This is a genomic window from Ensifer sp. GW823-FHT05D09, from assembly GCF_058795755.1.
The window spans coordinates 630,391-654,539 of sequence record NZ_JBXAIA010000001.1 but is presented as its reverse complement, the minus strand read 5'-3'; the positions used below and the strand labels follow the sequence as shown (position 1 = coordinate 654,539).

At 60.7% G+C, this 24,149-nt stretch carries 27 protein-coding genes; 1 reads left to right on the top strand and 26 read right to left on the bottom strand.

The window, feature by feature from the left end:
* Positions 1-31: 31 nt before the first annotated feature.
* The 16 genes from fliQ to AC1Q80_RS03210 all read right to left on the bottom strand — a co-directional run bounded on the left by fliQ (position 32) and on the right by AC1Q80_RS03210 (position 15,297).
* Positions 32-298 (bottom strand): flagellar biosynthesis protein FliQ, encoded by a 267-nt coding sequence (gene fliQ, locus AC1Q80_RS03285; protein WP_025425945.1) that lies wholly within the window; start codon positions 296-298, stop codon positions 32-34.
* A 7-nt stretch (positions 299-305) separates the two neighbouring features.
* Positions 306-716 (bottom strand): flagellar hook assembly protein FlgD, encoded by a 411-nt coding sequence (flgD, locus tag AC1Q80_RS03280; RefSeq protein ID WP_173419011.1) that lies wholly within the window; start codon positions 714-716, stop codon positions 306-308.
* A complete protein-coding gene (gene flbT / locus AC1Q80_RS03275; RefSeq protein WP_034800746.1) occupies positions 707-1,156 on the bottom strand; it encodes a flagellar biosynthesis repressor FlbT in 450 nt (149 codons plus the stop codon). Before flbT ends, flgD begins: the two co-directional genes overlap by 10 nt.
* Positions 1,153-1,500 (bottom strand): flagellar biosynthesis regulator FlaF, encoded by a 348-nt coding sequence (flaF, locus tag AC1Q80_RS03270; RefSeq protein ID WP_025425942.1) that lies wholly within the window; start codon positions 1,498-1,500, stop codon positions 1,153-1,155. The genes flbT and flaF overlap by 4 nt, the downstream gene beginning before the upstream one ends.
* 35 nt (positions 1,501-1,535) lie before the next feature.
* The gene (locus AC1Q80_RS03265; protein WP_173419010.1) at positions 1,536-2,588 is read right to left on the bottom strand and encodes a flagellar hook-associated family protein; all 1,053 of its coding nucleotides are present in this window, start codon (positions 2,586-2,588) and stop codon (positions 1,536-1,538) included.
* A 2-nt stretch (positions 2,589-2,590) separates the two neighbouring features.
* Positions 2,591-4,006, bottom strand: coding sequence for a flagellar hook-associated protein FlgK (gene flgK, locus AC1Q80_RS03260; protein WP_209787503.1), 1,416 nt, complete (start codon positions 4,004-4,006; stop codon positions 2,591-2,593).
* A gap of 23 nt (positions 4,007-4,029) precedes the next feature.
* Positions 4,030-5,262, bottom strand: a complete 1,233-nt coding sequence (locus tag AC1Q80_RS03255) for a flagellar hook protein FlgE (protein WP_173419008.1) — start codon at positions 5,260-5,262, stop codon at positions 4,030-4,032.
* A 92-nt stretch (positions 5,263-5,354) separates the two neighbouring features.
* Complete coding sequence (gene rem, locus AC1Q80_RS03250; protein ID WP_025425938.1) at positions 5,355-6,026, bottom strand: transcriptional activator Rem; 672 nt, start codon at positions 6,024-6,026, stop codon at positions 5,355-5,357.
* A gap of 270 nt (positions 6,027-6,296) precedes the next feature.
* On the bottom strand, positions 6,297-6,854 hold the full coding sequence (locus AC1Q80_RS03245) for a transglycosylase SLT domain-containing protein (RefSeq protein ID WP_492359855.1): 558 nt from the start codon (positions 6,852-6,854) through the stop codon (positions 6,297-6,299).
* Positions 6,805-8,271: a flagellar hook-length control protein FliK gene (gene fliK, locus AC1Q80_RS03240; RefSeq protein WP_492359624.1), complete on the bottom strand. Its 1,467-nt coding sequence runs from the start codon at positions 8,269-8,271 to the stop codon at positions 6,805-6,807. Before fliK ends, AC1Q80_RS03245 begins: the two co-directional genes overlap by 50 nt.
* Positions 8,268-9,578, bottom strand: a complete 1,311-nt coding sequence (gene motC, locus AC1Q80_RS03235; protein ID WP_492359623.1) for a chemotaxis protein MotC — start codon at positions 9,576-9,578, stop codon at positions 8,268-8,270. The genes fliK and motC overlap by 4 nt, the downstream gene beginning before the upstream one ends.
* 5 nt (positions 9,579-9,583) lie before the next feature.
* Complete coding sequence (locus tag AC1Q80_RS03230) at positions 9,584-10,798, bottom strand: MotB family protein (protein WP_492359622.1); 1,215 nt, start codon at positions 10,796-10,798, stop codon at positions 9,584-9,586.
* Positions 10,795-11,448 (bottom strand): hypothetical protein, encoded by a 654-nt coding sequence (locus AC1Q80_RS03225; protein WP_173420951.1) that lies wholly within the window; start codon positions 11,446-11,448, stop codon positions 10,795-10,797. The genes AC1Q80_RS03230 and AC1Q80_RS03225 overlap by 4 nt, the downstream gene beginning before the upstream one ends.
* Positions 11,449-11,900: 452 nt before the next feature.
* Positions 11,901-12,869: a flagellin N-terminal helical domain-containing protein gene (locus AC1Q80_RS03220; RefSeq protein ID WP_077504326.1), complete on the bottom strand. Its 969-nt coding sequence runs from the start codon at positions 12,867-12,869 to the stop codon at positions 11,901-11,903.
* Positions 12,870-13,198: 329 nt separating this feature from the next.
* Positions 13,199-14,116, bottom strand: a complete 918-nt coding sequence (locus AC1Q80_RS03215) for a flagellin N-terminal helical domain-containing protein (protein WP_209787518.1) — start codon at positions 14,114-14,116, stop codon at positions 13,199-13,201.
* A gap of 263 nt (positions 14,117-14,379) precedes the next feature.
* Positions 14,380-15,297 carry a flagellin N-terminal helical domain-containing protein gene (locus AC1Q80_RS03210; RefSeq protein WP_209787520.1) on the bottom strand — a complete coding sequence of 306 codons (918 nt, stop codon included), beginning with the start codon at positions 15,295-15,297 and terminating at the stop codon, positions 14,380-14,382.
* A 392-nt stretch (positions 15,298-15,689) separates the two neighbouring features.
* Here AC1Q80_RS03210 and AC1Q80_RS03205 point away from each other — a divergent pair, with 392 nt between their 5' ends.
* Entirely contained in the window at positions 15,690-17,615 is a 1,926-nt protein-coding gene (locus AC1Q80_RS03205) for an O-linked N-acetylglucosamine transferase, SPINDLY family protein (protein WP_209787522.1), read from the top strand.
* A gap of 379 nt (positions 17,616-17,994) precedes the next feature.
* Here the strand turns inward: AC1Q80_RS03205 and fliP are convergent, their stop codons facing one another.
* Genes fliP through flgB form a run of 10 tightly spaced genes read right to left on the bottom strand, consistent with a single transcriptional unit; the run spans position 17,995 to position 24,084 of the window.
* Entirely contained in the window at positions 17,995-18,732 is a 738-nt protein-coding gene (gene fliP / locus AC1Q80_RS03200; protein WP_173419001.1) for a flagellar type III secretion system pore protein FliP, read from the bottom strand.
* Positions 18,733-18,740: 8 nt separating this feature from the next.
* A complete protein-coding gene (locus AC1Q80_RS03195; RefSeq protein WP_492359621.1) occupies positions 18,741-19,238 on the bottom strand; it encodes a flagellar basal body-associated FliL family protein in 498 nt (165 codons plus the stop codon).
* An 18-nt stretch (positions 19,239-19,256) separates the two neighbouring features.
* Positions 19,257-19,967, bottom strand: a complete 711-nt coding sequence (gene flgH, locus AC1Q80_RS03190; protein ID WP_492359620.1) for a flagellar basal body L-ring protein FlgH — start codon at positions 19,965-19,967, stop codon at positions 19,257-19,259.
* On the bottom strand, positions 19,964-20,497 hold the full coding sequence (locus AC1Q80_RS03185) for a MotE family protein (RefSeq protein ID WP_209788531.1): 534 nt from the start codon (positions 20,495-20,497) through the stop codon (positions 19,964-19,966). Before AC1Q80_RS03185 ends, flgH begins: the two co-directional genes overlap by 4 nt.
* Positions 20,497-21,612: a flagellar basal body P-ring protein FlgI gene (locus AC1Q80_RS03180; protein ID WP_173418999.1), complete on the bottom strand. Its 1,116-nt coding sequence runs from the start codon at positions 21,610-21,612 to the stop codon at positions 20,497-20,499. Before AC1Q80_RS03180 ends, AC1Q80_RS03185 begins: the two co-directional genes overlap by 1 nt.
* Complete coding sequence (gene flgA / locus AC1Q80_RS03175) at positions 21,609-22,121, bottom strand: flagellar basal body P-ring formation chaperone FlgA (protein ID WP_209787527.1); 513 nt, start codon at positions 22,119-22,121, stop codon at positions 21,609-21,611. The genes AC1Q80_RS03180 and flgA overlap by 4 nt, the downstream gene beginning before the upstream one ends.
* A 17-nt stretch (positions 22,122-22,138) precedes the next feature.
* Positions 22,139-22,927, bottom strand: a complete 789-nt coding sequence (gene flgG / locus AC1Q80_RS03170) for a flagellar basal-body rod protein FlgG (protein ID WP_115420949.1) — start codon at positions 22,925-22,927, stop codon at positions 22,139-22,141.
* Between the two features lie 10 nt (positions 22,928-22,937).
* A complete protein-coding gene (gene fliE, locus AC1Q80_RS03165) occupies positions 22,938-23,279 on the bottom strand; it encodes a flagellar hook-basal body complex protein FliE (protein WP_077504336.1) in 342 nt (113 codons plus the stop codon).
* A complete protein-coding gene (flgC, locus tag AC1Q80_RS03160; protein WP_053250468.1) occupies positions 23,279-23,698 on the bottom strand; it encodes a flagellar basal body rod protein FlgC in 420 nt (139 codons plus the stop codon). The genes fliE and flgC overlap by 1 nt, the downstream gene beginning before the upstream one ends.
* A gap of 5 nt (positions 23,699-23,703) precedes the next feature.
* Positions 23,704-24,084 carry a flagellar basal body rod protein FlgB gene (gene flgB, locus AC1Q80_RS03155; RefSeq protein ID WP_173418997.1) on the bottom strand — a complete coding sequence of 127 codons (381 nt, stop codon included), beginning with the start codon at positions 24,082-24,084 and terminating at the stop codon, positions 23,704-23,706.
* Positions 24,085-24,149 lie beyond the last annotated feature (65 nt).

The window sequence follows — 24,149 nt, the reverse complement described above, 5'->3', positions numbered from 1 at the left end:
CTTGCGCGAAGGTGGTAGCGCGAACGCGCAATCAGAATCCGGATTGGATTCGGGAGAAGACGATGTCGGTGAAAATAGAGATCTGAGCGCCGATGAAGGGCGCAGAAACGGCGACCGTGATCATCACCGCAAGGATCTTCGGGACGAAGGTCAGGGTCATTTCCTGAACCTGGGTCAGCGCCTGAATAAAGGCGATGACGACGCCGACGATCATCGCGGCGAGAACGGCGGGCCCTGAGGCCACGATCACGGTCCAGATCGCAGCCTGTACAATATCGAGGGCATCCGCCTCATTCATTCGGGTATCACTTTACCTTGACGCCTGGGCCGATAACGAGCTCCTTGCCGTTATCCAGCACTGCAATGATTCCGTCAGAGTATAGTTTGACTTCCTTGACGACGCCAGTGACCGTTCCGTCTGCATTGGTGACAGTTTTGCCGATTACCGCATCCGCCTCGCTAAGCGACGTGCGTTGCAGCAGGCTCTCGAGGTTCTTGTTGGTCTTGATCGTCTGCTCGACCTGCGAGAAGGTCGCAAGCTGCGCGATCTGCTGCGTGGCGTCCATCGGCTGGGTCGGGTCCTGATTCTTCATCTGGGCGACGAGCAGCTTGAGGAAGCTCTCATAGTTCAGCGACGCCTTGCTGGCGTCGTTGCCGGAATCGGCACCCGAGACGATCGGGCTGTAGTCATTGTTGCTGACGCCACTTACCGCCATGGTGCAATCTCCTTGCGAATCTGCTCGACCGTGGCCGGCGTGATTTCCTGCGTGTTGAGGATGCGGTCTTCGATTGCATAGAGCCCGCGGATCGCCTTCAGCGCCTCGAAGGCGCGGCCATTGGTGACCAGCCCGTCGACCCGCTTCAACTCCGCCAGGATCTCTTCATTCTTGAAGCAGTTAAGCAGCATGACGATCGACTTGCGGAACATGGCGGTCGATTGCTCGGCACCTTCCGGGTTGATCAGGATCATCTGGGCGATGAAGTAGAGCTGCTTCAGCGGCGTCGTTGCATCTTCCGGCTGAAGGACGTGGTTTTCCAGAAGGAAAGTCACGTCATTCAGGAATTCGACGGCGACCTTGCGGTCAACGCGAAGCACCGCGCCGTTTACAAAAATTCTTTCGCCCGATTTCAGCGAGATACGCAGTGTGCTCTTCATTTCAGTCCATCCCTGATGATGGTGGTAATGTCAATTATGCCCTGGAAGTTGGAGGATTCGCGTTTGCGGATCTTTTCCGTCTCGTTGAGTATCCAGATGGCGATCGAAATCAGATTGGCGCGCAGCTCTTCGTTGAGCTGGTTTTCCGGTGCGCGAAGATCCTCGATGAAGCGGATCCAGACGCGCCGGGTAAAATAGATGGCCTCGATGGCCTCTCTCGAGTACCCGTTCTGCTGTCTCGCGGCTTCCAGGAGCGCGATCGAGCGATCGAGTACCTGCCGTTCTCGATTCTTGGAGTCGGCAACACCGTCCTCCATGATCTCGGCATAGGAAAATTGGTACATTCAGACATCCTTCATGTTTGTCCGGTCGCCTCTTCTCAGAGGTAGTTGAGCAAGCTCATCTGCTGCAGTCTCGACGTCAGCGCGTAGGATGTATCGAGCTGGGTCTTCAAGGTGTTCACACGGGTCGCCGTTTCGATCTGATCGATGCCATTGATGTCCAGGATGTGGGTATTGAGCAGCTTCTGCTGCGCCTCGAGCGACGTGGTCGCCTTCTTGACGCGCGATTCGGAGATGCCGAGCGAACTGCGTTCGCCATTCAGACCGGCAATGGCCTGCTCTGCGTAACCGAATGCCGCGTTGCTGATCGTGTTTCGAACCTGCGAATTGACGTTCTTGTCCATCAGCTCCGACGAAATCACGCTTGCAAGCGCGAACATGCGGAAGCTCTTGGTGTTGGCGTTAGTCGAGCTCTCGATGACCTCGCTCGCGCTGATGCGGCTCGTCATGTTCTGGCTCGACGCATCCGACCAGTTGGCATCCCAGCCAGGGCCGGTGAACATCGGCTCCAGCGTGTTGCTGATGAAGTCCTGCATCTGCGCCGGTGTGAACTGGCTCATGTCGGTGAGGCTGTTCGCCGACATGTAGGTGGTCAGCGCCGTATCAAAGGCGGCCTTTGCCGCAGACGGAGGCACGGAGTTGTATTCGGTCAACGGCTTGACGTCGGTGTTGATGCCCGAGAAGAGAAATTCGCCGTTGAAGGAGGTATTGGCCGCCGACGTAAAGATCTGAAGGGCGCCGTTCACTTCCGTCTTCAGGATCTTCATCGCGTCGACGCCGTCGTTACCCTTGTAGGTTACGAGCGTATCGCGCACCTTCTCGGCCGCCTTCTGCATCGTTTCGAGCGCACCCTGGGACGCCGAAAGGCGCTGCGTGACGACGGCGTTGGTGCTCTTCATCGCCGACATCCTGTCCAGCTCACGCTGAAGGTTCAGCGATCGCGACGTCGTTGCGCCGAGCGTCAGCCCGAGATCGTAATGGATGCCGGTTGTCTGTTCCTGCGACCGCTTCAGCAACTCGGCTTGAGTCTGCTGAATCGTCAGGCGCATGGCGCTCTGGATCGCCAGGTTCGAAACGAAGGACGTCTTCATGATTACCTCACAGCTTCCATAAGGGCCGCCATCATGGCGTCCACCGTGCTGACCAACTTGGCCGATGCTTTGTAGGATTGTTCGAGATCGAGGAGCAGCGACAGTTCCTCGTCGATGCTCACTCCCGTCTGCTTGCTCAGTGCTTCCGCCGTGCGTGACAAGAGCGCGGACTTGTTGTCGTCGGCTGTCGACGCAGTCTTGCGGAACTGCTCCAGCCAGCCAACGGAGCTGGTGGCGAAGTTCATGATGCTGCTGCTGTTGTCGAGGCCGGACAAGGGGTCGAACGCCATGTTCTCGCCCATCTTGTTGACGAAACCATCCAGCAGATCGGTATAGCCGGCATTGCCGGTCGGGTTGTTCGACGTGCCGTCGAAACCGCCGTCGCGCAGCATCAGCGGGTTAGCCTTGGCCAGCGCATTGACCGCGATCTTCGATGCCATGCCAGGCACGATGCCGACAGGCGGAATACCGGGCGAACCCCAGGTAAACAGACCGGGTTGGCCGCTTTCCTGGAACAAGGTCACCAGACCGCGCGCGATCTCGTCGAGCTGCGACTGGAATTTCGGACCGACGTCGTCGCGCAGCTGCACGAGTGCGGCAAGCTTGCCCTTGGCCGTCGTATCGGCGCCGGTGCCGGCCGCGATCGGCACACCGTCGACATAGATCTTGTTGCCGACAGTCGTTGCGTCATAGGTGTTTTGCGAAGCGAAGGTGACGGACCGCGGAATGGTCTCGAACAGAACGGTTCCGTCGGTGGTAAAGATCACCGTGTCGTTGTTGTTGCGCGTCGTGGTCGAGATACCGACGATCTCGGAAACCTGCTTCAGGATCTTGTCGCGCTGGTCGAGCGCGTCGTTCGGGTCGGTCCCCTGCGCCGTTGCCGCCTTGACCGCGTTGTTGGCCTTTTCGAACTCCGCCAGCAAGCCATTCAGCTTGTCGACCTCCAGCGCGATTTCCTTGTCAGCGTCCCCACGCATGTCCTGAACGGCCTTCGAGGCCTTGTTCAGCGAATCCGCCAGGTCTCCGGCGTCGGAGACTGCGGCGGCTGCAATCGTCTTGTTGCCCGGAGTTGCGGCAAAGGTCTGAAGGCTGTTGCGGAAGTCGGCCAGCAGCTTGGACGGCGCCATCTCGTAATTGTTGCCGCCGAGCGCCGACTTCATCAGCTCCAAGCCTTCGCGGAGTCTTGCCTGACCGGAGGCCGCGCCCATGCCGGCGATGCCCTGTTTGAGCAACGCCTCGTTCTGGGCACGGTAGATGGATACGACCTGCGCTCCGTTCGCCGTGCTCCCGAGCAGCGCAAGCCGACGCGAGTAGTCCGCGTTGCCCGCGTTCGCGATGTTCTTCGACACGATCGCGGTTTGCTGCGCCGTGTTGCTGAAGGCCTGTTGTGCGATGGATATTGCGGAGGACAGCGACATGACGCGGACCGTATCTCTTTCAATTACCGTTTCAGGTTGACCAGAACTTCAAGCAGGTCAGACGCGGTCTGGAACACCTTGGAGTTTGCCGTGTAGTTACGCTGCGCCTCGATCATCGAGGTCAGCTCGTTGGCGATGTCGACGTTCGAGTTCTCGAGCGCCTTGGACTGGATGTTGCCGAAAGCGCCGGAGCCGGCAAAACCGGTGACGATGACGCCGGAATCGGTGCCCTGCGAATAGACGTTGCCAGATTGCGGCAGGAGCCTATCCGGGCTCTGTACGGTGGCAAGCGCGATACGGAACTTCGGGATGAGGTTGCCGTCGCCGTACTTGACGTAGACGATGCCTTCCTTGTCGATCTCGAAGCCCGACATCTTGCTCGGCTTCGAACCGTCGATGCCGCCGCCGGTGCTGGTGAAATCGCCACCGAGCTGCGACGTCTTTGTCGTGTCGATCGTCAGGGCGCCGAGATTGGCGCCTGTGCCCGGCAGGTTGTTGATAGGCGTCGTCGTCAGCGTAGCGGGCGTGGCCGAAATGCGCTTGCCGGCCGCATCGAAAGTCATGCTCTGCGAGCCGATCACGCCCGTTGCCGGCGGGCCAGCCGTGTATGTCGAACGGTCCCTGATCTCAACCGACCACTGGTTCACGCCGGTCTTCTTGTAAACGAAGTCGAGGATGCGGGTGTTGCCCTGGCTGTCGTAGACGACGAGCGACGTCGGCTTTTCGTCGCCGATGGCAGCACCCGACGGCAGGTTCGCTTCCATCGCACCCTTGGTCGAGCCGGAAGCCACCAGCCCCTCGTCCTTGAGCTTGACTTCCGTCAGGCCGTCGAAGCCGTTGACGACAACCGTCGGGTCGGCGCCAGCCTTGTATTCGTAGCCCATCAGCTTGAAGCCGGCGGTGTTGACGAGGTTGCCATCCTTGTCGGGAACGAACGAGCCGGCGCGGGTCAGGAAGTTCTCGCCGCCATTGCCCTGGACGATGAAGAAGCCGCCACCGTTGATCGCAAGGTCGCTTGCCGACGTCGTGTAGCTGGTGCCGCCCTGCTGCGAGATGCTGTAGCGCACCTGGGTCTCGACGCCACCGGAATTGTAGTTGCCGCCGCCCGAGGGCAGGATCATCGATGAGAATTCCGTCGAGGCGCGCTTGTAGCCCGTCGTGTTCGAATTGGCGATGTTTTCAGCCACAGTGCCGAGACGGTTCGACTGAGCGTTCATACCGGAGACGCCCGTTCTCATGCTGCCATAGAGACTCATATCGGATCCTCATTTCCACGTTGCAGCGACACTAGGAAGCGGGCCTTGCGTGAACCTGTCTTAGGTGCCGCATTCGACCGCTTGAGCGCGCCTTAGTTCCAGTCGATGCAGTAGCCAAGGAAACGCTTGGAATCGATCGGGTCGAAGCCGAGCTTCTTGCGCAGTTTCTTGCGCAGCTTGCTGATGTGGCTCTCGACGACGTTCTCCTCGACGTCTTCATCGAAGATGCCGTAAATCGCGTTGAAAATCTGAGACTTGGAGACGCGGCGACCGCGGTTCGAGACCAGGTATTCGAGAATGCGGCGCTCGCGGCGCGGCAATGCGAACACGTCGCCGTTGATCTCCGGATCGCGGCCATCCGCAAAGACGCGGATCGGACCGATATCGGTGTAGTTGTTGATGGCCTTCAGACGCCGGCGGATCGCCGCCACCCGGGCCAGGATTTCGCGGGGATGGACGGGCTTGCGAACGACGTCGTCGACGCCGCAGTCAAACAACGCCAGCGTGTTTTCGAGCGAGGGCGTATCGCTGACGGCGATGACGGGCGCCATCGACCGGTCGCGGATCGCGCGCGGCAAGGCAAAGGTGCTGTCACCCTGACCGATCAGAAACGCTTCGACCGCATCGATATCCGAATCCGCCGCCGCATTCACCCACTCACCGAACTCCTTGGGATCGAAGCCCGTCGAGGGAATTCCTTCACGCCCGAAAAGCGACGTATAGCCGTCCTTCACGAGTTCTCTATCATCAACCACTACGATCATTCGTCCGCCTCCGAATCAGTATGGCACCGCACTGATTGAGAGGTACGAATCGAGGGATTCATGAACAACTAGAGGAAGTTAATGGGTGGAATTAATAATTGATTAACCATGTCGCACCGATTTGATCTACATCTAGTGGCTTGACGTTAATGATCACACTAAAATAATGTGGAAAAGTTAACGGTCCGCGACAAAACCACTTGCCGTCACATTCTCCGCGCATTGTCGCCACAATGCGGCAAGGCTCGCGATCAAGCACTCAATGGTTGTTTATTGGCAGAACTGCGTGGCGTTCGGCGTCCACTTGCCGTAGCCCGTCGCGACCAGATTCGCGATCACCCGGCAGACATATTTCTTCTGCGCCGGGTCGTTGTTCGGGCCGGCGTGATAGCGCGCAACGGCCATGGTCCAGCTCTCGTGCTTCGCGCGGAGGTTGGACAGGAAGCGCGCGGCATATTCGACATTCTTGCGCGGATCAAGCATCTCCGTCGGCGATGCGAACTGATCGCCATGGAAGTAGTAATTAATCTGCATGCAACCGAGATCGATGAGCTTGGCACCCTGTGCCTGGGCGTTGGCAAAGCGGACCAGGACGTCCTGGGTGCTGTTGCCAAAATAGGCCTTGCCCTCGATGTTCATCGCGTATGGCTGCAACGATCCCTTGCGGCCCGTCTCCGTCAGCCCGACGGAATAGAGGATGCCTGCGGGGACGCCGTATTTCGACGCTGCCGAGATGATTTCGCGCTCGCAGATGCCGGAGTCAGCACTGGCGAATGCGCTACATGTAGACGTGACCAGTACGAGAACGCTCAGTGCCGGCAACCGCATCATCCGTACCGCCATTGCCAACTCGCCTTTCCGCCATTGAAGCCTGGCCGTCGCCATCCTGTCGCTGCCGTCCCTGGCCGCCACCGTCCTCGGCGCGCTCGCGGCCCTGCTGGCCCGCCTGAGCCTGCTGCTGCGAACTGCCGCCGCCTGCAGAGGCATCGCCGCCCGAATTGAACACGACGTTGATCTGATCGACTGCGAAGCCCTGGGCCCGCAGTGCCTTGACCATTTCGCTCTGGTCGTCGCGCAACTGGCGGAAAGCGTCGGCGTTTTCGACCTTCAGCTCCACCTGCAGCTCGTCGTCCTTCAACCGCAACGTCGCGGTAACAAGGCCGAGCTCGATCGGATGCATCTGGATCTTGAGCGTGTTCAAGGTCTTGCCTGCCTGGGTCCATGCGCCCGGCTGGCCAAGGGCCGCACTGGGCTGCAACGACTGGGCAAAACCTGCGTCTCCGGCGATCGCGCTGGTGACATTGCTGGAGTTCGTGTTCATCGAAATGCCGAGATACCGGCGTGCCTCGACCACGGTGACGTTTTCGGCCTTGGCCGACGACCGCGCCGCGTCGACCGTCGCGCGTTCACCGTCCCTCGATATGCTCATCGAGATCTCCTGGCCCTTGCCATCGGCGCGGGCAAAGCGAAACAGCCTGTCCGTGCCCTGTTCGCCTTCGCCGCCTTCGCCGTTCGCACCATGCGCATCGGCCATCTCGCCATGCGCTGCGCCCTTGGCCTTGCCGTCGCCGAGCGCATGGACGCCGGCCGTTCCGGCTGCACCGCCCTGCGCATCCGCGCGCGCCGACGGCATCGCGCTGCCGCCGAGCAACGCCAGCAGATCGTCCACGCTGGCGTTCGGCGATTGTTTGGCATCGGAAGCCGCCTGCCCGTCAGTCGACTCGCCGCTGCCTTCGACGCCTTGAGTGCCGCCGGCCTGGGCTTTGCCAAGTCCGTGCGACAGCGAAGCTAAGTGCGCAGCCACGTCGTCCGTGTTGCCGGCCGGGTCGGACGCGCCCGCATTCTCGCGCGCCAGCGTTGCCCTGGCGGCAGCAAGACGTTTGGCGTCCTTGTCACGCGCAGCGAGCGAGAAGCGCTCGTTCTGACCATTCTGATTCTCGGGCGACGGATCTTCGAGATCCCCGGGCGCCCTGTGCGTCGGCTTGGAGATCGAGATCTGAGCGTCACCGCCCTTGATGCCACCGTTACCGATCAAAGCCGCAGCTCCCGAATTGTCGCCCTCTGCGGCATCGCCGGCTCCCGCGATCGAACCCTGTGCGCCCTGCCCGTTCGCCTTCTGGCGCCCGGCGGTCGCGACGGCATCCTCGAAGGCACCTGGGGCCTGGTCCTTGCCACCCGCGCGGGCGCCCGCCTTGCCCGTCGGCGTTTGAGGCGGTGCGCGCAGGCTTTCATCCAGAGCTCTCATTTGCCTTCCCCCCTAAGCAGCGCATCGATCTCGTCGACCTTTGACCGCCCCTTCGCCACGAAACCATCGTGGGCGGGGTCGGAGGCGGCGGCAGCGTCGGCGCTGACCTGTGTCGTCTCTTCCGCTGTCGGGGCGCTGGCCTGCGCCGTCGGTTTCCCGAACGGGCTCATGCCGCTTCCCGTTTCCGCGCCTTCGACATCTTCGTTCGGCGTGGCTGGTTCAACCGGTCTAGCGGAGAACGCTTGCGTGAGGCTTTCATCGTCCGGTGGTCTGACGACCGCATCTGCAACCGCCTTGGCGGCATCGCGCAGGGCGCGGTCGCGCGGTGAGAGTTCCGCGTCCGGGATCGCGGCGATGCTCTGGGTCGCGGCGAACACGTCGGACGACGGTACCGCCGCCAGCCCGGCATAAAAATTGGCAAGCACGCGCGGCTCGGAGGCGCCATCGGCTGCAAGCTGTTCGGCTCGCTCGGATGCAAGCTTCGCCAGGGTCTGCTTGCCGCTGATGGCGGCGCGGCGCGCGACGCGCAGATAGACCTCCCGCTGGCGCGGCGCGTCCATGAAAGTCAGGATTTCAGAAATCCGCTCATGCGCGCCTTCTTCGAAATGCCCCACGGCCAGCTCGACGAAGACATCGGCGAATTGGCTCGCATAGGGCGACGTCAGGAAGCGGCGGGCGTAGTTCAGCGCGTAGCGGAAGCCCTTCTCCGGCAAGTTCGCTTGCACCGCGAGGTAGACGGAGCGGCGAAGCGCCGCCTCTTCGATGATCGTGCCCGGAGCCGTCAATCGCGCCCAGTCGTAGAATTTCATCGCCCCAACCGGATCCTGCTGTGAGGCGGCATTGCCCAGGATCAGAAACAGGTAAGGACCCACACGGGAGTTGCGGTACTCGGGCGCCGCCTTCGACAGGCTCTCGACGATCAGGCCGCCCTTGCCGCCGAGATACTGGCGCAGCGCATCGGTAACGCGCGAATCGAAATTGCCGTCGACATCGTGGTCGGCGAGATAGTTGAGCGTCTCCGGATTGCCGCCGCTCATGGCGTAGACAAGTGCGGCATCGACGTTGCGCGGATCGCGGAACACGGATGCGTCTGCGGCCCTCAGCCGCTTGTCGATCGCCCCCAGCATGAAGCGCTGCATCTCGATGGCCGAATGATCGCCGAGCACCACCGAATCCTGCACATACTGCAGCGATCGGATCATCTTGAACGGTGCAAGCTCCTCGAGATCGTTGGCACCGGCCATTCCCGCCGAAAGCGGGATGGCAAGGACCGACATCATCAAGGCGGATCTCAGGCGTCGCAGCATCGGTCCTAGCCCTTTGCCGACTGCAGCAGGATTTCGATACGGCGGTTGCCGGGCGCGTAGGGATCGCCAGGGATCTGCAGCCGTCTGTCGGCAAAGCCGGTGATCTGGCTGACGCGATCTTCCTTCAGACCGCCGCGAACGAGCATGTAGTAGGCGCTCTGGGCTCGCGCTGCCGAAAGGCGCCAGTTGTCATAGGTGCCGTCCTTGAACGGCCGACCGTCGGTGTGGCCACGGATGGCAACGGCGCCCTGGCGCTCAGACAACAGCCTGCCGATCTTTTCCATCGCCATGACCAGTTCCTTCTGCGGCACGGCCGAACCGACGGCAAACATCTGGGAATCCGTCTGCTCGCTGATCGTCACCAGCAGGCCGCCCTCTGCCGGCGTCACGACGAGGCCTTCCGCCAGTTTGCCGGCATCGCCGCCGAGCTCCTTGGTGATCTCGGCTTTCAGCGCTTCCGCTTGCGCCGAGGCATCCTGCTTCAGCAGCTCGGCCTTTTCGGCATCGCTCTTGCCGGCATCGGCAGGCTTCGCGCCATCCTCGGTCTTCTGGTCTTCCGCAGTATTCTGCAGCGGCGCTGCGCCGCTTTCCATGGCCGACTTGGACGCCAGGGCTACATCTGTCTCGGCCGTGTTGCCGGCATCCTTGACTTCGACCTGCTTGGTCCAGAAATCCGGGTCGAACGGGTCGCGATAGGCTTCGCCGCCCTCCGCACCGGTCGATGGCCCGGATTGCGCCGCGCCGCCGTCACCCTTGACGCTGATGTTTGCCTGCTGTCCCACTTCCTGTGCGATCTCGGAAAGCACGGAATAGGGATTTTCGAAAAAGTCGGCGTCGGAATATTTCGTTTCCTCGCCCGAGGTCGCCGTCAGCTGGTCGCCGGTCTTGGCAGAGCCACCGGACTTTTCCTGCTCGCCGTCCACCTTCGATCGTTGTTGCGTCTCTTCACCCTGCGCATCCTTGGCGGGGTCCTTGAGGCCACGTTCGGCGGGCTTCTGGTCGGTCAACTGAACCGGGTTGAAATAGGAGGCGATCGCCGCCTTGGTCTCTTCATTGGCAGCATTGATCAGCCACATGACGAGGAAGAAAGCCATCATCGCGGTCATGAAGTCGGCGTAGGCGATCTTCCACGCTCCGCCGTGATGGCCGTCATGATGGCCGCTCACGCGCTTGACGATGATGATTTCGTTCTTGCCGTTGTGGTGGCTTTCGTCGCTCATGCGAGAACCTTCCGGACAGTGTCGGCCCAAGCCGCCATTCTGGTGACGAGGATCGTGCCATCCATTTCGATGGCGAGATCGACGTCCATTGTTTCAATGTGGCGGAACACCGGCATGTCGTCGCCGAGGCTGCTCTTCAACGCTTCGAACAGGGGAAGCGGCCCCTTGATGGTGATCGCACACCCTTCGCCGGCGACGATCCCCTGCCGGATCATCTGGGCCATATCGGCAACGGCCCGCTGCAAGAGCGCATCCTCCATGACGGGAGCAAGCACACGGGCGGTCTGGTCACCCAGCGAAACGGCAAGTTGGTCCGTCATCTCGTTGAATCGTTCGGCAACGCGGCTTGCCGCCTCATCCTCGAAGCGCTTGGTCAGGGCTTCGATTTCGGCTGCGTGGGCGGCCTGGAGGTCGGCAATCTGGTTGGCGTGTTCAAAGGCAAGCTCTGCCTGCGCTTCCGCGCGGCCCTGCTCGAATGCTTCACGACGCTCGGCATCGACATCGATCTGAGGGGCGATCGACCGCGGCGCGGACCGGTCGCTATCGGAGTAGTCGATATCCAGATCGGGAAAATATTTCGGCGGCATCATCGATAGTTCGACTTTTGGCGCGCTGAAATCCTTGAGATAGCGGGACAGCATCGCGCTCATGGCTGGAACCTCGATGCGCGCAGACCGACAGCCGGCGATCCCCGTCTGCCCGACAGGCGCCGCCTTACGGCGCAGAATTCCCATGATGCTGACACTGCTGAAATGTCTCCCTCGGGTCCGGTCGCCGATAGCGGCGAACCCTGCATGCTTGGACTTACACAGGTCGCGCTCGGAAACTCTCATCCAGGCGGCGGACCGATGCAGGCGGCGGCGCAAATCTCATATTGGCCGGCAGTCAACCGACAGGACTGCGAGGGAAGGCTATTCGGTCAAACTTGTGCGAAAATGAATGTGTTGGACCGCGCCAGGGCAATTAGCGCGGTCCAACCGTTTCCACCGGGTGCCGTGACCGACGACATGGCAGAACTCAACTCGTTCCGGCATCCGCTTCTCAGTGGATGCGGCCGAGCGATCTCAAACCGGCGGGCCAGAGGGCCACCGGTTGGAAAACCTTACTGCTGGAAGAGGCGCAGGATGTTTTCGGAATTGGTGTTGGCGATCGAGAGCGCCTGAATACCGAGCTGCTGTTGTGTCTGCAGCGCCTTCAACCGCGTCGATTCCTCATTCATATCGGCATCGACAAGACGGCCGACGCCCTTGTCGATCGTATCCATCAGGTTGGCGACGAAACTTTCCTGCATGTCGATGCGCTTGGTAATTGCACCAAGTGTCGAGCCGGCATCCGTCAACTGTCCGAGGATCTTGTCGACGACGCGGATCATCGCGTCCATGTCGGCAGGCGTGGTGGATGCGGACAGCTTGATTTCGGTGCCGGTCGGAGGAGCTGCGGGCGGTGCGACGATCAGATAGTACGGAGCCGCGGTGCCGGTCGGCGTTCCCAGGAGCGCATCGGCATCATAGCCTCTGGTCAGCAGGCCGCGTGCCGAGCTGCCTGAGTCGATCAGCATCGATTGCGCCGTGTCGAAATCAAGCGTCGTAATGGAAACGTTGCCGTTTCCGTCGCGGTTGAAGGAGGCGACGATCGACTTTGTGCCGACGGCGGCGGTATTGGTGTTGTAGAGCCAGTTCTCGCTCGAGAACGACGCCGATTGCGCGGCGGACATGAGCTGGTTCTTCAGCTCGGTGATTTCCTTGTTGATCTTGAGCTTGTCGACACCTGGCTCGCGCGCGGCAACCAGTTTCGTCTTGATTTCCGTGACGATGTCGATGGAAGCTTTCATCGCTTCATAGGCGGTATCGACCTTGGCTGCGCCGAGGCCGAGCGCGTCCTGTACCGTCGACAGAGCGGCGTTGTCGGATCGCATGGTGGTTGCGATCGACCAGTAGGCGGCATTGTCCGCTGCGGTCTGCACCCGGTAGCCGGACGAGATCCTGTCCTGCACTTCGGCCATGTTCGTGTTGATCGAGCGTAACGTCTGGAGTGCGGCCATGGCGGCCGTGTTGGTCATGATGCTGGTCATTGGTCACTTGCCCCGAATGATTTTTTGGGAACATCCCGGTGTGAATGACCGGCAGCGACGGGACCAGCGTCATGCGAACCGCCCCTGTTTTGCCCTGGGGGCGACCCTTCGCTCTTAACGAATGTGTAACGATTGTTTGGTTAACAAACGGTTAACGCCATTCATAAGTCAGTAACGAAGGTGAACAAAAATAAGGAAATATGAAGCAGGCGTTAATGGCAACAAGCCACAGACCGGAAACGGAAAAACCGCGCCGCCCTCTCGGGCGACGCGGTTTCCTGGAGTGGATGATCATGAGGGCAAATGCGCCCCCACGCTCGATGCACTGATTACTTGAACAGCGACAGGATGTTCTGCGAGTTGGTGTTGGCGATCGTCAGGGCCTGGATGCCGAGCTGCTGCTGCGTCTGCAGGGCCTTCAGGCGGGTCGACTCTTCGTTCATGTCAGCGTCAACCAACTTGCCGACGCCCGATTCGATCGAGTCCATCAGGTTGTCGACGAAGTCCTTCTGGAGGTCGATGCGGCTGTCGATAGCACCGAGGTCCGAAGCGGCATCGGTCATGCTCTTCAGCACGGTGTCAACACCGCTGAGGTAGTTCTTCAGCGCGGTCGTATCGGCAGCCGTGATGTTGAGGTTCAGAACGTTGATGCCGGCGATAGCCGTGCCGCCTGCATCCTTGAGTTCTGCCGTCAGCAGGCCGCTTGCCGTGTTCGTTTCGTCGATCAGCATGGTCTTGGTCGTGTCGACGTCGAGCGTCGTCAGGCTGACATTGCCGTTGGCGTCGCGGTTGAACGAACCAACGATCGACTTGGTGCCCGGAGCCGTTGCGCCGGAAGCGGTGTAGAGCCAGTTTTCGCCGGAGAACGAGGCGGACTTGACGACGCTCTTCAGCTGTTCCTGAAGCTGCGTGATTTCCTTCTGGACCTTGGACTTGTCAACGCCGGGTTCGCTGGCAGCAACCAGCTTTGCCTTGATTTCGTCAACGACGGAGATCGCAGCCTTCATGCCGGTGTAGGCAACCGAGGTCTTCGCAGCGCCGAGGCCGAGTGCGTCCTGAACGGTGCCGAGAGCCTTGTTGTCCGAACGCATGGTCGTTGCGATCGACCAGTAGGCGGCGTTGTCCGAAGCATTGCCAACACGGAAACCGGACGAAATACGGTCCTGCGTCGTTTCCATCGAGGAATTGATCGAACGCAGCGTGGAGAGTGCGGCCATCGCGGCGTTGTTGGTCATGATAGAAGTCATTGGCTGAGTGCCCCTTGGGAATTCTGGATTGAAAGGGACATTCCGGGATTACCGGGAAACGGCGGCCAGCTTCATGCCTGCTAACGCGTTAATCTTGTTGGTTAACCCGCCGTTTCGATAGGCATAGAAAACACCAAGATGGTTAACGAACGTTGAAGCCGCGACCCAAAAAAATCGTATAGCCAAAAGAAAAACCGCGCCTCGATCGAGACGCGGTTTTTCGTATTGCAGACCGGGACCGAAATCGCCGGTGTCTGGACCGATTAACGGAACAGCGACAGGATGTTCTGCGAGCTGCTGTTGGCGATCGAGAGAGCCTGGATGCCGAGCTGCTGCTGCGTCTGCAGAGCCTTCAGGCGGGTCGACTCTTCGTTCATGTCAGCATCAACCAGCTTGCCGACGCCCGATTCGATCGAGTCCATCAGGTTGTCGACGAAGTCCTTCTGGAGGTCGACGCGCTTGTTGACAGCACCGAGGTCCGAAGCGGCATCGGTCATGCTCTTCAGCACGGTGTCAACACCGCTGAGGTAGTTCTTCAGCGCGGTCGTGTCGGCAGCAGTGATGTTGAGGTTCAGAACGCTGACGCCAGCGATAGCCGTGCCGCCTGCATCCTTGAGTTCTGCCGTCAGCAGGCCGTTTGCCGTTGCAGCTTCGTCGATCAGCATGGTCTTGGTCGTGTCGACGTCGAGCGTCGTCAGGCTGACATTGCTGTTGGAGTCGCGGTTGAACGAACCGACGATCGACTTGGTGCCCGGAGCAGTTGCGCCGGAAGCGGTGTAGAGCCAGTTTTCGCCGGAGAAGCCAGCGGACTTGACGACGCTCTTCAGCTGATCCTGAAGCTGCGTGATTTCCTTCTGGACCTTGGACTTGTCAACGCCCGGCTCGCTGGCAGCAACCAGCTTTGCCTTGATTTCGTCAACGACCGAGATCGCAGCCTTCATGCCGGTGTAAGCAACGTCGGTCTTGGCAGCGCCGAGGCCGAGTGCGTCCTGAACGGTGCCGAGGGCCTTGTTGTCCGAACGCATGGTCGTTGCGATCGACCAATAAGCAGCGTTGTCGGAAGCGTTACCAACGCGGAAGCCGGACGAAATACGGTCCTGCGTCGTTTCCATCGAGGAATTGATCGAACGCAGCGTGGAGAGTGCGGCCATTGCCGAGTTGTTGGTCATAATAGAAGTCATGAGACTGTCCCTCAAATTTACAAGGTTACATGGTTGGGGACATACCGGACTAAAACGTCTACCGGTAATGACGGACCGGCTTCATGCCACTCGGCTCCGCTCACTCAAGTGAAGGAAACCAAACCCGTCATGTGAGGGTGAATATCGCCCCCAATGCTTGCGATTTCATTAAGGCGGCAAGATATTTTCGAAGCAAAATCCTATGGTTAACAGTACGTTACTTTCGCTTCACCCAAGCTCGCGAGAATGACTTCGGCGACACTGGATTTATTGGAAAACAATACGCTATTCGCCCGGCAATCCGGCCTCGGGCAAGGTTTCTGCTTCAAAACGGTATCTTGGTACATTGACGTTGCACAGGCTTGCGCGGTGACAACGGTTGCGCTTATTCCATGGAGCTTCCCTTGAACGCCCACACCATCTTTTCTTCCGCTTCTCGGCAGTATCAAAAAGGCCAGTACACCGAGGCCCTCGATTCCCTTAATCAGCTGCTCGATCTTACCCGTGATGCCAAGACCTATGCGCTTTTGGCAAAGGTGTTGCTGAAGCTCGGCTTCCGGAGCGATGCGGCGCAAGCCTATCAACTGGCGGGTGAAGAAGGCGGATTGCGTTCGGAGCATTTCCTGGCAGAGGCCATGAAGCTGCATTTCGCCTGCGGCAATGACGATCAGGCCTTGAGCCTCGGCCGACCCTTGCTCGAGCAGGCCAAGACTGATCCCGAACTTGCCTACATCATCGTGACCTTGTTCCTGAAGCGCGACCAGGCCGATATCCTCGGCCCCTTCAAGTCGACGCTCTCGGCGAGCGCCCGGCAGGAACATCAGGTGCTTGCGGCCAAGCTGCTGACGTCGGACGTCGGCAACAACGAAGACCGAGAGATCGTCACCAACCTGTTCCGGCGGACGCCTTCGAACCCGGTCCTGTTGTCCGCCTATCTCGTTTTCATGCAGGAAGTGAACAACTTCAATGAAATCGAAAACTATGCGCAAGCGCTGGAGCGCGTGATTCAGTCGAACAACAGCAAATTCCTGCGCGCGGAAACGCCATTCTACAATATCCACTGGTGCCGCGACGAAAAGCTGAACCGCCTGGCTGCAGCACTCGATCAGCCATTCCCGCCCGGCCTGCCAAAGGAGCGTCGCTCCATGCCCCATAGCTGGGGCAAGAAAATCCGGATCGGCTATCTGTCCAACGACTTCTGGGGCCTGCACGCCACCATGAAGCTGCTGCGGGCCGTGCTGACCGCCCATGATCCTGAAAAATTCGAGATCGTCCTGTTCTGCTACACGCCGGAAAAATATCTCAAGGTCGTCGGCGAAGGGCGGGAGAGCTGGGGCAGGATCGTGCGCGTCGAACACCTTTCCGACGAGCACGCGGCCCAGGTGATCCGCGACGAAAAGATCGACATTCTCGTCGACCTCAAGGGGCACACGATGAACAGTCGCGTCTCCATTCTCAACCACAAGGTCGCTCCGGTTCAGGTCGCCTGGCTCGGCTTCCCCGGCACCACCGTCAACACCGACCTCGACTATATCATCGGCGACCACTACGTCCTGCCGGATGGCAGCGAGGAACACTACCATGAGCGGTTCTGCCGGTTGCCGGAGACCTACCAGCCGAACGACCCCGCCGGCCGTCCCCTGCCCGCAACGACGAGCCGCGCCGAGATCGGTTTGCCGGAAGACGCGTTCGTTTACGCCTCGTTCAACGCCAACCGCAAGATCACGGTTGAGACGATGAAGGCATGGGCGGAAATCCTTCGCAGAACGCCCGATAGCGTGCTCTGGCTCATGTGCCCGAAGCCCGAAGCCCAGGCTCATATTCTCCGTCGCTTCCAAAGCTACGGCATCACCACCAAGCGCATCATCTTCTGCGCGAAGGTCGACTATGAAAAGCACCTTGCCCGTATCCCGGCGGCAGATCTCGGCCTCGATACCTTCCCCTGCAACGGCCACACCACAACCTCCGAACAGCTGTGGATGGGCCTGCCGGTCCTGACGCCCAAGGGCACCCACTTCGCCTCACGCGTCAGCGAAAGCCTGCTGCACGCGATCGGCGTGCCGGAACTCGTCACAGCAGACATCGAGGACTACATCGAGCAGGCGGTCGCTCTTTACGAGAACCGTGACAAGGTCGCCAAGTACAGAGAGCGGCTCACGGATAACCGAATGCTGAAGCCGCTCTTCGATTCAGAGCGCTTCTGCCGCCACCTCGAGCAGGCTTACGAGATGATGGCCGAACGCGCCAGGGACGGACTGGAACCCGCGCTGATCGACGTGCCGGCCCTGCCGGCGCGAACAGGGACATTTGCTCAGTAAAGCACCACGGCGGCGCAACCGCCGACACGCCTTGTCTCCCCTTGACCCCGCCCACACGGCGGGGTTTTTTCGTTCGGGGTCGCGGACCGGCAGCAGGCACACCGCGCCCATCGTCTCACGCCTGCGCGGCAAGAGCGCGACGCTTTGGCGCGTGCCGCTATCGAGCGGGTTCACTGAACGCGGATCATATGCTCTGGAATCAAAGTACTGGAGCGTCCTTGGTGCGTTCTTCTGAACGCACGATACCCTGGACGGACCGGATAAATCTGTAAAACGAGACAGCCATGACGGAAAGACCGTCGTGCCGAGATCCCATATGGAGCGCGCCACATGTCGGCAAGGCGATGCCGTTGCTGCGGCCAGAACAGGCGAAAACTGTTCAGCTAAACGAGCGCACCAGGCTGCCGACGAGCAGGTTCCAGCCGTCGATCAGCACGAAGAAGAGGATCTTGAACGGCAAGGAGATTGCCGTCGGGGGCAGCATCATCATGCCCATCGCCATGGTAATGGTGGCGACGATCAGGTCGATCACCAGGAACGGCAGCATGATGAGGAAGCCGATCTCGAAGCCGCGGCGGATTTCCGAGATCATGAAGGCGGGAACGACGGCGCGCAGGTCGACCTTGTCGTCGACGACGACGGTCTGACCCTTTTCCTTGGCGATATCGATGAAGAGCTGCAGATCCTTGTCGCGGGTGTTGGCGAGCATGAATTCACGGAACGGCTCCGCGATGCGCGGCAACGCCTCCGTTTCCGTGATCTGGTTCTTCATCAAGGGGTCGATGCCATCGCGCCAGGCGCGGTCGAAGGTCGGTGCCATCACATAGAACGTCATGAACAGCGCCAGCGAAACCATGATCATGTTCGACGGCGTCGTTGCCAGGCCCATGCCGGTGCGCAGGATGGCAAACGCGATCACGAAGCGTGGAAAGCTGGTGACCATGATCAGGATGCCGGGCGCCACTGACAGAACGGTCAGAAGGCCGAAGGTCCGGATGATCCAGGACGCAGCAGAGCCGTCGATAGGCGTGTTCAGGATGTCAGAGGGAAAACTCTGGGCGCCGGCAATTCCGGACATCGCCGTCATGGCGACTATGAAGGCGATGAGCCGGATCATTTAGCGAATCATTGAATGACGAAGGTTCTGAACATAACGTTGGTTACGCGCCCATCCGAGCGCAGGTCAACCCGTTCCTGGATGTCATCCCTGAGATATTGAAACCCGCGCGGTCCCTGGATCTGCTGCAGCGATACGGTTTTCAGATAGGCGGCGATATCCTGGTGGATCTGCTCGGCCACGGCTGGGTCCGGGATACCGTCAAACTGCAACGCCACCTCGAGCCGGACCCAGTTTTCAGAAGGGTAGGCAAGGTTCGTGGTAATCGGCTCCAGCTGAACGACGCCGTTGGCCTCCGTCGCGATCTTCGGCACGCCCTCCTCGCCTGTTGCGTTCGGGGCGACTTCCTTCGCCGCGTCCACCTGCTCCTTGGGCGGCGGCGGCGCCAGAATGCCGCCGACCAGCCAGCCGCCGCCACCGGCGACGAGCGTCAGGACGGCGACGATGGCGATCGTGATCACCTTCGACGGTGACTTGGCAGGCGCGGCTGTGTCGAGTTCTTCCATCTTGCCATTCCCTGCCGATCAGATCGGCGAAATCAGATCCATGACCTGCTGGCCGTAAGGCGGCTGCTGCACTTCGGTCAGGCGGCCACGGCCACCGTAGGAAATGCGTGCCTCGGCAATCCGGTCGTAGGAGATCACGTTGTTGGCGTCGACGTCCTGCGTGCGCACGATACCGGCGACATTGAGGATGCGAAGCTCGTGGTTGACGCGAACTTCCTGCGAGCCGCTGATCAGGAGATTGCCGTTTTCGAGCACGCCGGTAACGACGGCGGCGACGAGCAACTGCAGCTTTTCGGAACGCTCGGTCGAGCCGTCGCCTTCCGTCTTGGTGTTCGAACCATATTTCAGATCACCCGACCAGCCGAAGTCGCTGGCCTCCGACTGGCCGCTCGCACCGATGTTGAAGCCGCTGGTGTTCTTGCGGCTCCGATCGGTCTTGTTGTCGAACGAGGCCTTGTCATTGATGGCGATCTCGACCGTCAGGATGTCGCCGACGTTCAATGCGCGCGCATCCTTGAAGAGCGCCGACTGCTGATCGTTCCAGAGCGAAAAGCCGTTGGAGACCTGGCGCGGCTGCTTGGGATACATCGCAAGCTGCGGCGTCTGCGTATACTGCAGGCCACTGCCGATCGGGCTCATGGCAGGGGCCCGGCCAATCTCGTTGAAAGCCTGGTTCTGACATCCTGCGAGGAGGCCCGCGGCCAAAACGGCCGTTAGACACATTTTCATGATGGTTCCTTCGAGGTGTTCGGATCGCTGGCACTCGAGATGATGTTGGTAAGAGCCGCGGCCTTCTCGTCACTCATTTCGCTAAGGATCAGCGACGACTGCCGCGCCGGCAACTGCATGACGATTGCGGCCGCAATCTCCGGCCTGACCATCTCAAGCTTGCCAGCGGCAGCGTCCGGCTTCATCGTCTTGTAGATGCCGACGAGGCCGATCTCGGCCTGCTTGAGGAAATCGTTGCGACGCTTCAGCCAGTCTTCGTATTCCTCGCGCCGCTTTTCGAGCGTCGCGATCCGGTCGTCGACATTCGCCTGAAGCGTTTCGAGTTCCTTGCGCTGCAGGACATAGCGCTGGTCGCGGGCAGCGTCAGCGATGTTGGTGCAGAACTGCTGGATCTCGTTGGCCGTGGCGTTGGCGGCTGGCGGCGCCGTGACGTCCTGGGCAAAGGCGCCGGGCATCGCCAGCATCGACGCGACGGCGGCCGACGCGAGCAGGATGTTGCGGGATCTTCCGAGAAAGCGGTCGATGTTCATCATTGCAGGACAAGCTCCGCCTGAAGGGCCCCAGCCGTTTTGATGCTTTGCAGGATGGCGATGATGCCATCCGGCTTGACGCCGATGTTGTTGAGACCGGCAACGAGAGACCGGAGACTGGACCCGTTGAGGATCGCGACCGTGCCGCCGTCGGACTGGGCCTCGATCGTGGTGTTCGGCTCCATTGCCGTCTGGCCGCGCGCGAACGGCAACGGCTGAACCACCGTCGGCGTCTCGGTGACCTGCACGGTCAGGGTGCCGTAGCTGACAGCCACCTCGTTGACGCGCACATCCTGGCCGATGACGATCGTGCCGGTGCGTTCGTTGATCACGACCCTTGCCGGAACATCGGTCTCGATGACGATGTTTTCGATATCCGCCATCAGCCGCGCCAGGTCCGCCATCTTCGGCTTTTCGACGAGAACGGCCTGAGAGTCGCGGGCCTCGGCGATACGGCCGCCATATTGACCTGCGGCATATTTGTTGATGGCGGCGGCCATGCCGACCGCGGTGGAAAAGTCGGGGTTGCGCAGCTGCAGCACGAGGTTGAAGCCATCCTTGAATTTCGACGGCAGTTCACGCTCGATGATGGCGCCATTCGGCACGCGGCCGGAGGTGGTAACCCCCTGGTTGAGCGATGCGGCGTCCCCTTGAGCCGTGAAACCGGTGACGACGACAGAGCCCTGGGCCACCGCGTAGATCTGACCGTCAGCGCCCGAAAGCGAGGTCATCACCAGGGTGCCGCCACGAAGCGAGGTGCTGTCGCCGAGCGATCCGACCGTCACGTCGACGCGACTGCCGGGGCTGGCAAAGGGTGGCAGGTTCGCGGTGACGAGAACAGCCGCGACGTTGCGGGTGCGCGATTCCCCGCCCTGGGTCGAGATGCCGAGGTTTTGCAGCATGGCGCGCATCGACTGATCGGTGAACGGCGACGAGCGCAGGCTGTCGCCCGTTCCCTGGAGACCGACGACGAGGCCGTAGCCGATCAGCTGGTTGTCACGGCCGGCCTGCAGCGAGGCGACGTCCTTGATTCGCGACGCGCCAAAGGCAGGCGTCATCGCTGTAGACAGCGCGACGGCCAGCGTCAGGAACCATTTGCAGGCAAGCATTTTCATTTCGCCACCACATGTATCGTGCCGTCGGCCATCACCGTTCCGGAGACGATAACGCCAGTATCAATGTTACGAGCCCGGATCAGATCGCCGATCGCGGCGTCCTGAAGGGGCGAACCGGCCGCGCTGATGGTGAGGCCACCATTGCTGAAGACCAGACGGACGGTGGAGCCGCGCTCGACTGCATATTGCTCGCGCAGGGCCGAAGCCAGAATGACACGGCCGGGCAGTAGCGTACGCTTGCTGACCTTGCCGTCGATCTCGCTCAACGTCCTGACATAGCCGTCCGTCAGATCGGGGTTGGTCACATCGACGACCTCGAGCCGGCTCGCGTCGATCGCTTCGCCGGGGTAGATCGTCTGCTTGGGGATGACTGCCGTCAGCCGTTCCGCAAAGCCTGCCGAAGGCGACAGGAAAGCGGCGGCAAGCAAAATGCCCGCCACCACGCGCCGCGCACCTGGCGCGGAACCGTCTTTCTGAGCTGTCATGCCAGCGGCTTGGCGAAACGTCATGTTTGCCCCCTCTTCCGTTACCTGAGGTTCTTGCTCACCGTAGCCGCCATTTCGTCCGCGGCCTGGATGATCTTGGAGTTCATCTCATAGGCGCGCTGGGCCGAGATCAGATCGGTGATTTCCTTGACCGGATCGACGTTCGACGCTTCGAGATATTTCTGCTTGATCAGCGCGAAGCCCGGATCAGCCGGCGTGCCGACGATCGGCTCGCCAGAGGCAGGCGTCTGCTTGAAGAGGTTTTCGCCCTGCGGCTCGAGGCCCGCTTCATTGACGAAGTTGGCGACCGTCAGCTGGCCGATTTCCTGCATCGCCGGATCGTTGCCGACACGCACCATGACCTGACCGGAGCTGGTGAAGGCGATTTCGGTGGCGTCCTGCGGAACCGTGATTCCGGGCACAACGGTGTAGCCGTCGATGGTGACGAGCTGGCCCTGGGCATTCTTGTTGAAGGCGCCGGCACGGGTATAGACCGTTTCGCCATCGGGCGTTTCCACCTGGAACCAGCCGCGGCCTACGAGCGCGAGGTCGTAGTCGTTGCCGGTGCTGACGAGGCTGCCCTGGATATGCAGGTTGCGCACGGCGGCCGTCTGGACGCCAAGACCGATGATCGCGCCTTCCGGAACGATCGCCTGGTTGGAGCGGTTCGGCACGCCCTGGGCGCGTTCGGTTTGATAGAGCAGGTCGGAAAACTCTGCGCGGGCACGCTTGTAGCCGGTCGTGTTGATGTTCGCGATGTTGTTCGCGATCACTTCAAGGTTCAGCTGCTGGGCGTTCATGCCGGTTGCGGCAATGGAAAGGGCCTTCATGTCTCGTTCCTTAGATCTGCATGCGCGCGATTTCGAGGTAGGCGGTCACCACCTTGTCGCGGATCGCGATTGCGGTCTGAAGCGACTGTTCGGCGTTCATCACCGCGTCGACGACTTCACGGGTGTTGGCCTGGCCGCGGATGCCGTCGAGCGAGGCGCCTTCGGCCTTCTTCATGGCACCGATGGCGTCGGTCGCCATGTCGCCGAGAACCGAAGCGAAGCTCTGGGATTGGGGGGCTGCGGGCGCTGCGGCAGCTGCGCCGAAAACCGACGACGAAGAGGACGTAAGGCGGGTACCCTCGGCCTCTTTCATGACCGAAAATGCGCCGACTGAATTAATTGCGTCGATCATTATTGTGATGCTCTCAACAGGTCGATTGTTTGGGAAACCAGGTCGCGCGACTGCTTGATCGTCTGCAGGTTGGCTTCATAGGCGCGATTGGCTTCGCGCATATCGGCCATTTCAACCAGGATGTTGACGTTCGGCATCTTGACCATGCCCTTCTCGTCGGCCGCCGGGTTGCCCGGATCGAACTCGATGGTGAAGTTCGAATCATCCGTGCCGAGCCGCTCGATTTCGACGAGCGACGCACCGCTGGCCCTGTCGACTTCGGCTGCAAAGCTGATGGTCTTGCGCCGGTACGGATCGGCGCCGGGCACGTCGCCCGAGGAGCGTGCATTGGCGATATTTTCGGAAACGATGCGCAGGCGGGTCGATTCTGCCTGCAGACCGGATGCCGAGACCTTCATGGCCGAAGTCAAAGGATCCATGGTTGTTACTTCCGTACCGTCATGAGCATCATACGGTGAAACGCCTTGACGAGCCCGGCACTGAGCTCGTAGTCGCGCTTGATCTCACCTGTCTTCATCATTTCCTGCTCGATCGCGACGCTGTTGCCGGATTGCTGGATCTGAACGCCGTCGAGCATGCCGACCTCGGCCACCTGCGAGGCTGCAAGGCTCTCGGTGAAGTGGGCCTTGTTGGTCGCAGCCATCTGAATGCCGGTGTTTTGCAACACGCTTTCGAACGGCTTGACGTCCTTGGCCTTGTAGTGCGGCGTATTCGCATTAGCGATGTTGCCGGCCACCACGTTCTGGCGGACGGTCAGCCACTGGGCCTGCCGGGACGCGAGTTCGAAAAGCTGAATCGGTTGCATCAAAAGCTCCATGCTTGGTGATGCGAACCTAGGTGGGTAATCTTGCGTGGGACTTGTCGTCAGAA

What these genes read in the sequence shown, in the direction of transcription:
- AC1Q80_RS03230 (WP_492359622.1), bottom strand. Translation starts at nt 10,798, where the DNA reads ATGAGCGACGAAAGCCACCACAACGGCAAGAACGAAATCATCATCGTC.
- flbT (WP_034800746.1), bottom strand. Translation starts at nt 1,156, where the DNA reads ATGAAGAGCACACTGCGTATCTCGCTGAAATCGGGCGAAAGAATTTTT.
- flgK (WP_209787503.1), bottom strand. Translation starts at nt 4,006, where the DNA reads ATGTCGCTGTCCTCCGCAATATCCATCGCACAACAGGCCTTCAGCAAC.
- fliP (WP_173419001.1), bottom strand. Translation starts at nt 18,732, where the DNA reads ATGATCCGGCTCATCGCCTTCATAGTCGCCATGACGGCGATGTCCGGA.
- flgC (WP_053250468.1), bottom strand. Translation starts at nt 23,698, where the DNA reads ATGGATCCTTTGACTTCGGCCATGAAGGTCTCGGCATCCGGTCTGCAG.
- AC1Q80_RS03215 (WP_209787518.1), bottom strand. Translation starts at nt 14,116, where the DNA reads ATGACTTCTATCATGACCAACAACGCCGCGATGGCCGCACTCTCCACG.
- flgA (WP_209787527.1), bottom strand. Translation starts at nt 22,121, where the DNA reads ATGACGTTTCGCCAAGCCGCTGGCATGACAGCTCAGAAAGACGGTTCC.
- flgD (WP_173419011.1), bottom strand. Translation starts at nt 716, where the DNA reads ATGGCGGTAAGTGGCGTCAGCAACAATGACTACAGCCCGATCGTCTCG.
- rem (WP_025425938.1), bottom strand. Translation starts at nt 6,026, where the DNA reads ATGATCGTAGTGGTTGATGATAGAGAACTCGTGAAGGACGGCTATACG.
- AC1Q80_RS03265 (WP_173419010.1), bottom strand. Translation starts at nt 2,588, where the DNA reads ATGAAGACGTCCTTCGTTTCGAACCTGGCGATCCAGAGCGCCATGCGC.
- fliE (WP_077504336.1), bottom strand. Translation starts at nt 23,279, where the DNA reads ATGATCGACGCAATTAATTCAGTCGGCGCATTTTCGGTCATGAAAGAG.
- AC1Q80_RS03210 (WP_209787520.1), bottom strand. Translation starts at nt 15,297, where the DNA reads ATGACTTCTATTATGACCAACAACTCGGCAATGGCCGCACTCTCCACG.
- AC1Q80_RS03195 (WP_492359621.1), bottom strand. Translation starts at nt 19,238, where the DNA reads ATGGAAGAACTCGACACAGCCGCGCCTGCCAAGTCACCGTCGAAGGTG.
- fliQ (WP_025425945.1), bottom strand. Translation starts at nt 298, where the DNA reads ATGAATGAGGCGGATGCCCTCGATATTGTACAGGCTGCGATCTGGACC.
- AC1Q80_RS03220 (WP_077504326.1), bottom strand. Translation starts at nt 12,869, where the DNA reads ATGACCAGCATCATGACCAACACGGCCGCCATGGCCGCACTCCAGACG.
- AC1Q80_RS03225 (WP_173420951.1), bottom strand. Translation starts at nt 11,448, where the DNA reads ATGAGCGCGATGCTGTCCCGCTATCTCAAGGATTTCAGCGCGCCAAAA.
- fliK (WP_492359624.1), bottom strand. Translation starts at nt 8,271, where the DNA reads ATGAGAGCTCTGGATGAAAGCCTGCGCGCACCGCCTCAAACGCCGACG.
- flgG (WP_115420949.1), bottom strand. Translation starts at nt 22,927, where the DNA reads ATGAAGGCCCTTTCCATTGCCGCAACCGGCATGAACGCCCAGCAGCTG.
- AC1Q80_RS03180 (WP_173418999.1), bottom strand. Translation starts at nt 21,612, where the DNA reads ATGAAAATGCTTGCCTGCAAATGGTTCCTGACGCTGGCCGTCGCGCTG.
- flgB (WP_173418997.1), bottom strand. Translation starts at nt 24,084, where the DNA reads ATGCAACCGATTCAGCTTTTCGAACTCGCGTCCCGGCAGGCCCAGTGG.
- flgH (WP_492359620.1), bottom strand. Translation starts at nt 19,967, where the DNA reads ATGAAAATGTGTCTAACGGCCGTTTTGGCCGCGGGCCTCCTCGCAGGA.
- AC1Q80_RS03205 (WP_209787522.1), top strand. Translation starts at nt 15,690, where the DNA reads ATGGAGCTTCCCTTGAACGCCCACACCATCTTTTCTTCCGCTTCTCGG.
- motC (WP_492359623.1), bottom strand. Translation starts at nt 9,578, where the DNA reads ATGCTGCGACGCCTGAGATCCGCCTTGATGATGTCGGTCCTTGCCATC.
- flaF (WP_025425942.1), bottom strand. Translation starts at nt 1,500, where the DNA reads ATGTACCAATTTTCCTATGCCGAGATCATGGAGGACGGTGTTGCCGAC.
- AC1Q80_RS03185 (WP_209788531.1), bottom strand. Translation starts at nt 20,497, where the DNA reads ATGAACATCGACCGCTTTCTCGGAAGATCCCGCAACATCCTGCTCGCG.
- AC1Q80_RS03255 (WP_173419008.1), bottom strand. Translation starts at nt 5,262, where the DNA reads ATGAGTCTCTATGGCAGCATGAGAACGGGCGTCTCCGGTATGAACGCT.
- AC1Q80_RS03245 (WP_492359855.1), bottom strand. Translation starts at nt 6,854, where the DNA reads ATGCGGTTGCCGGCACTGAGCGTTCTCGTACTGGTCACGTCTACATGT.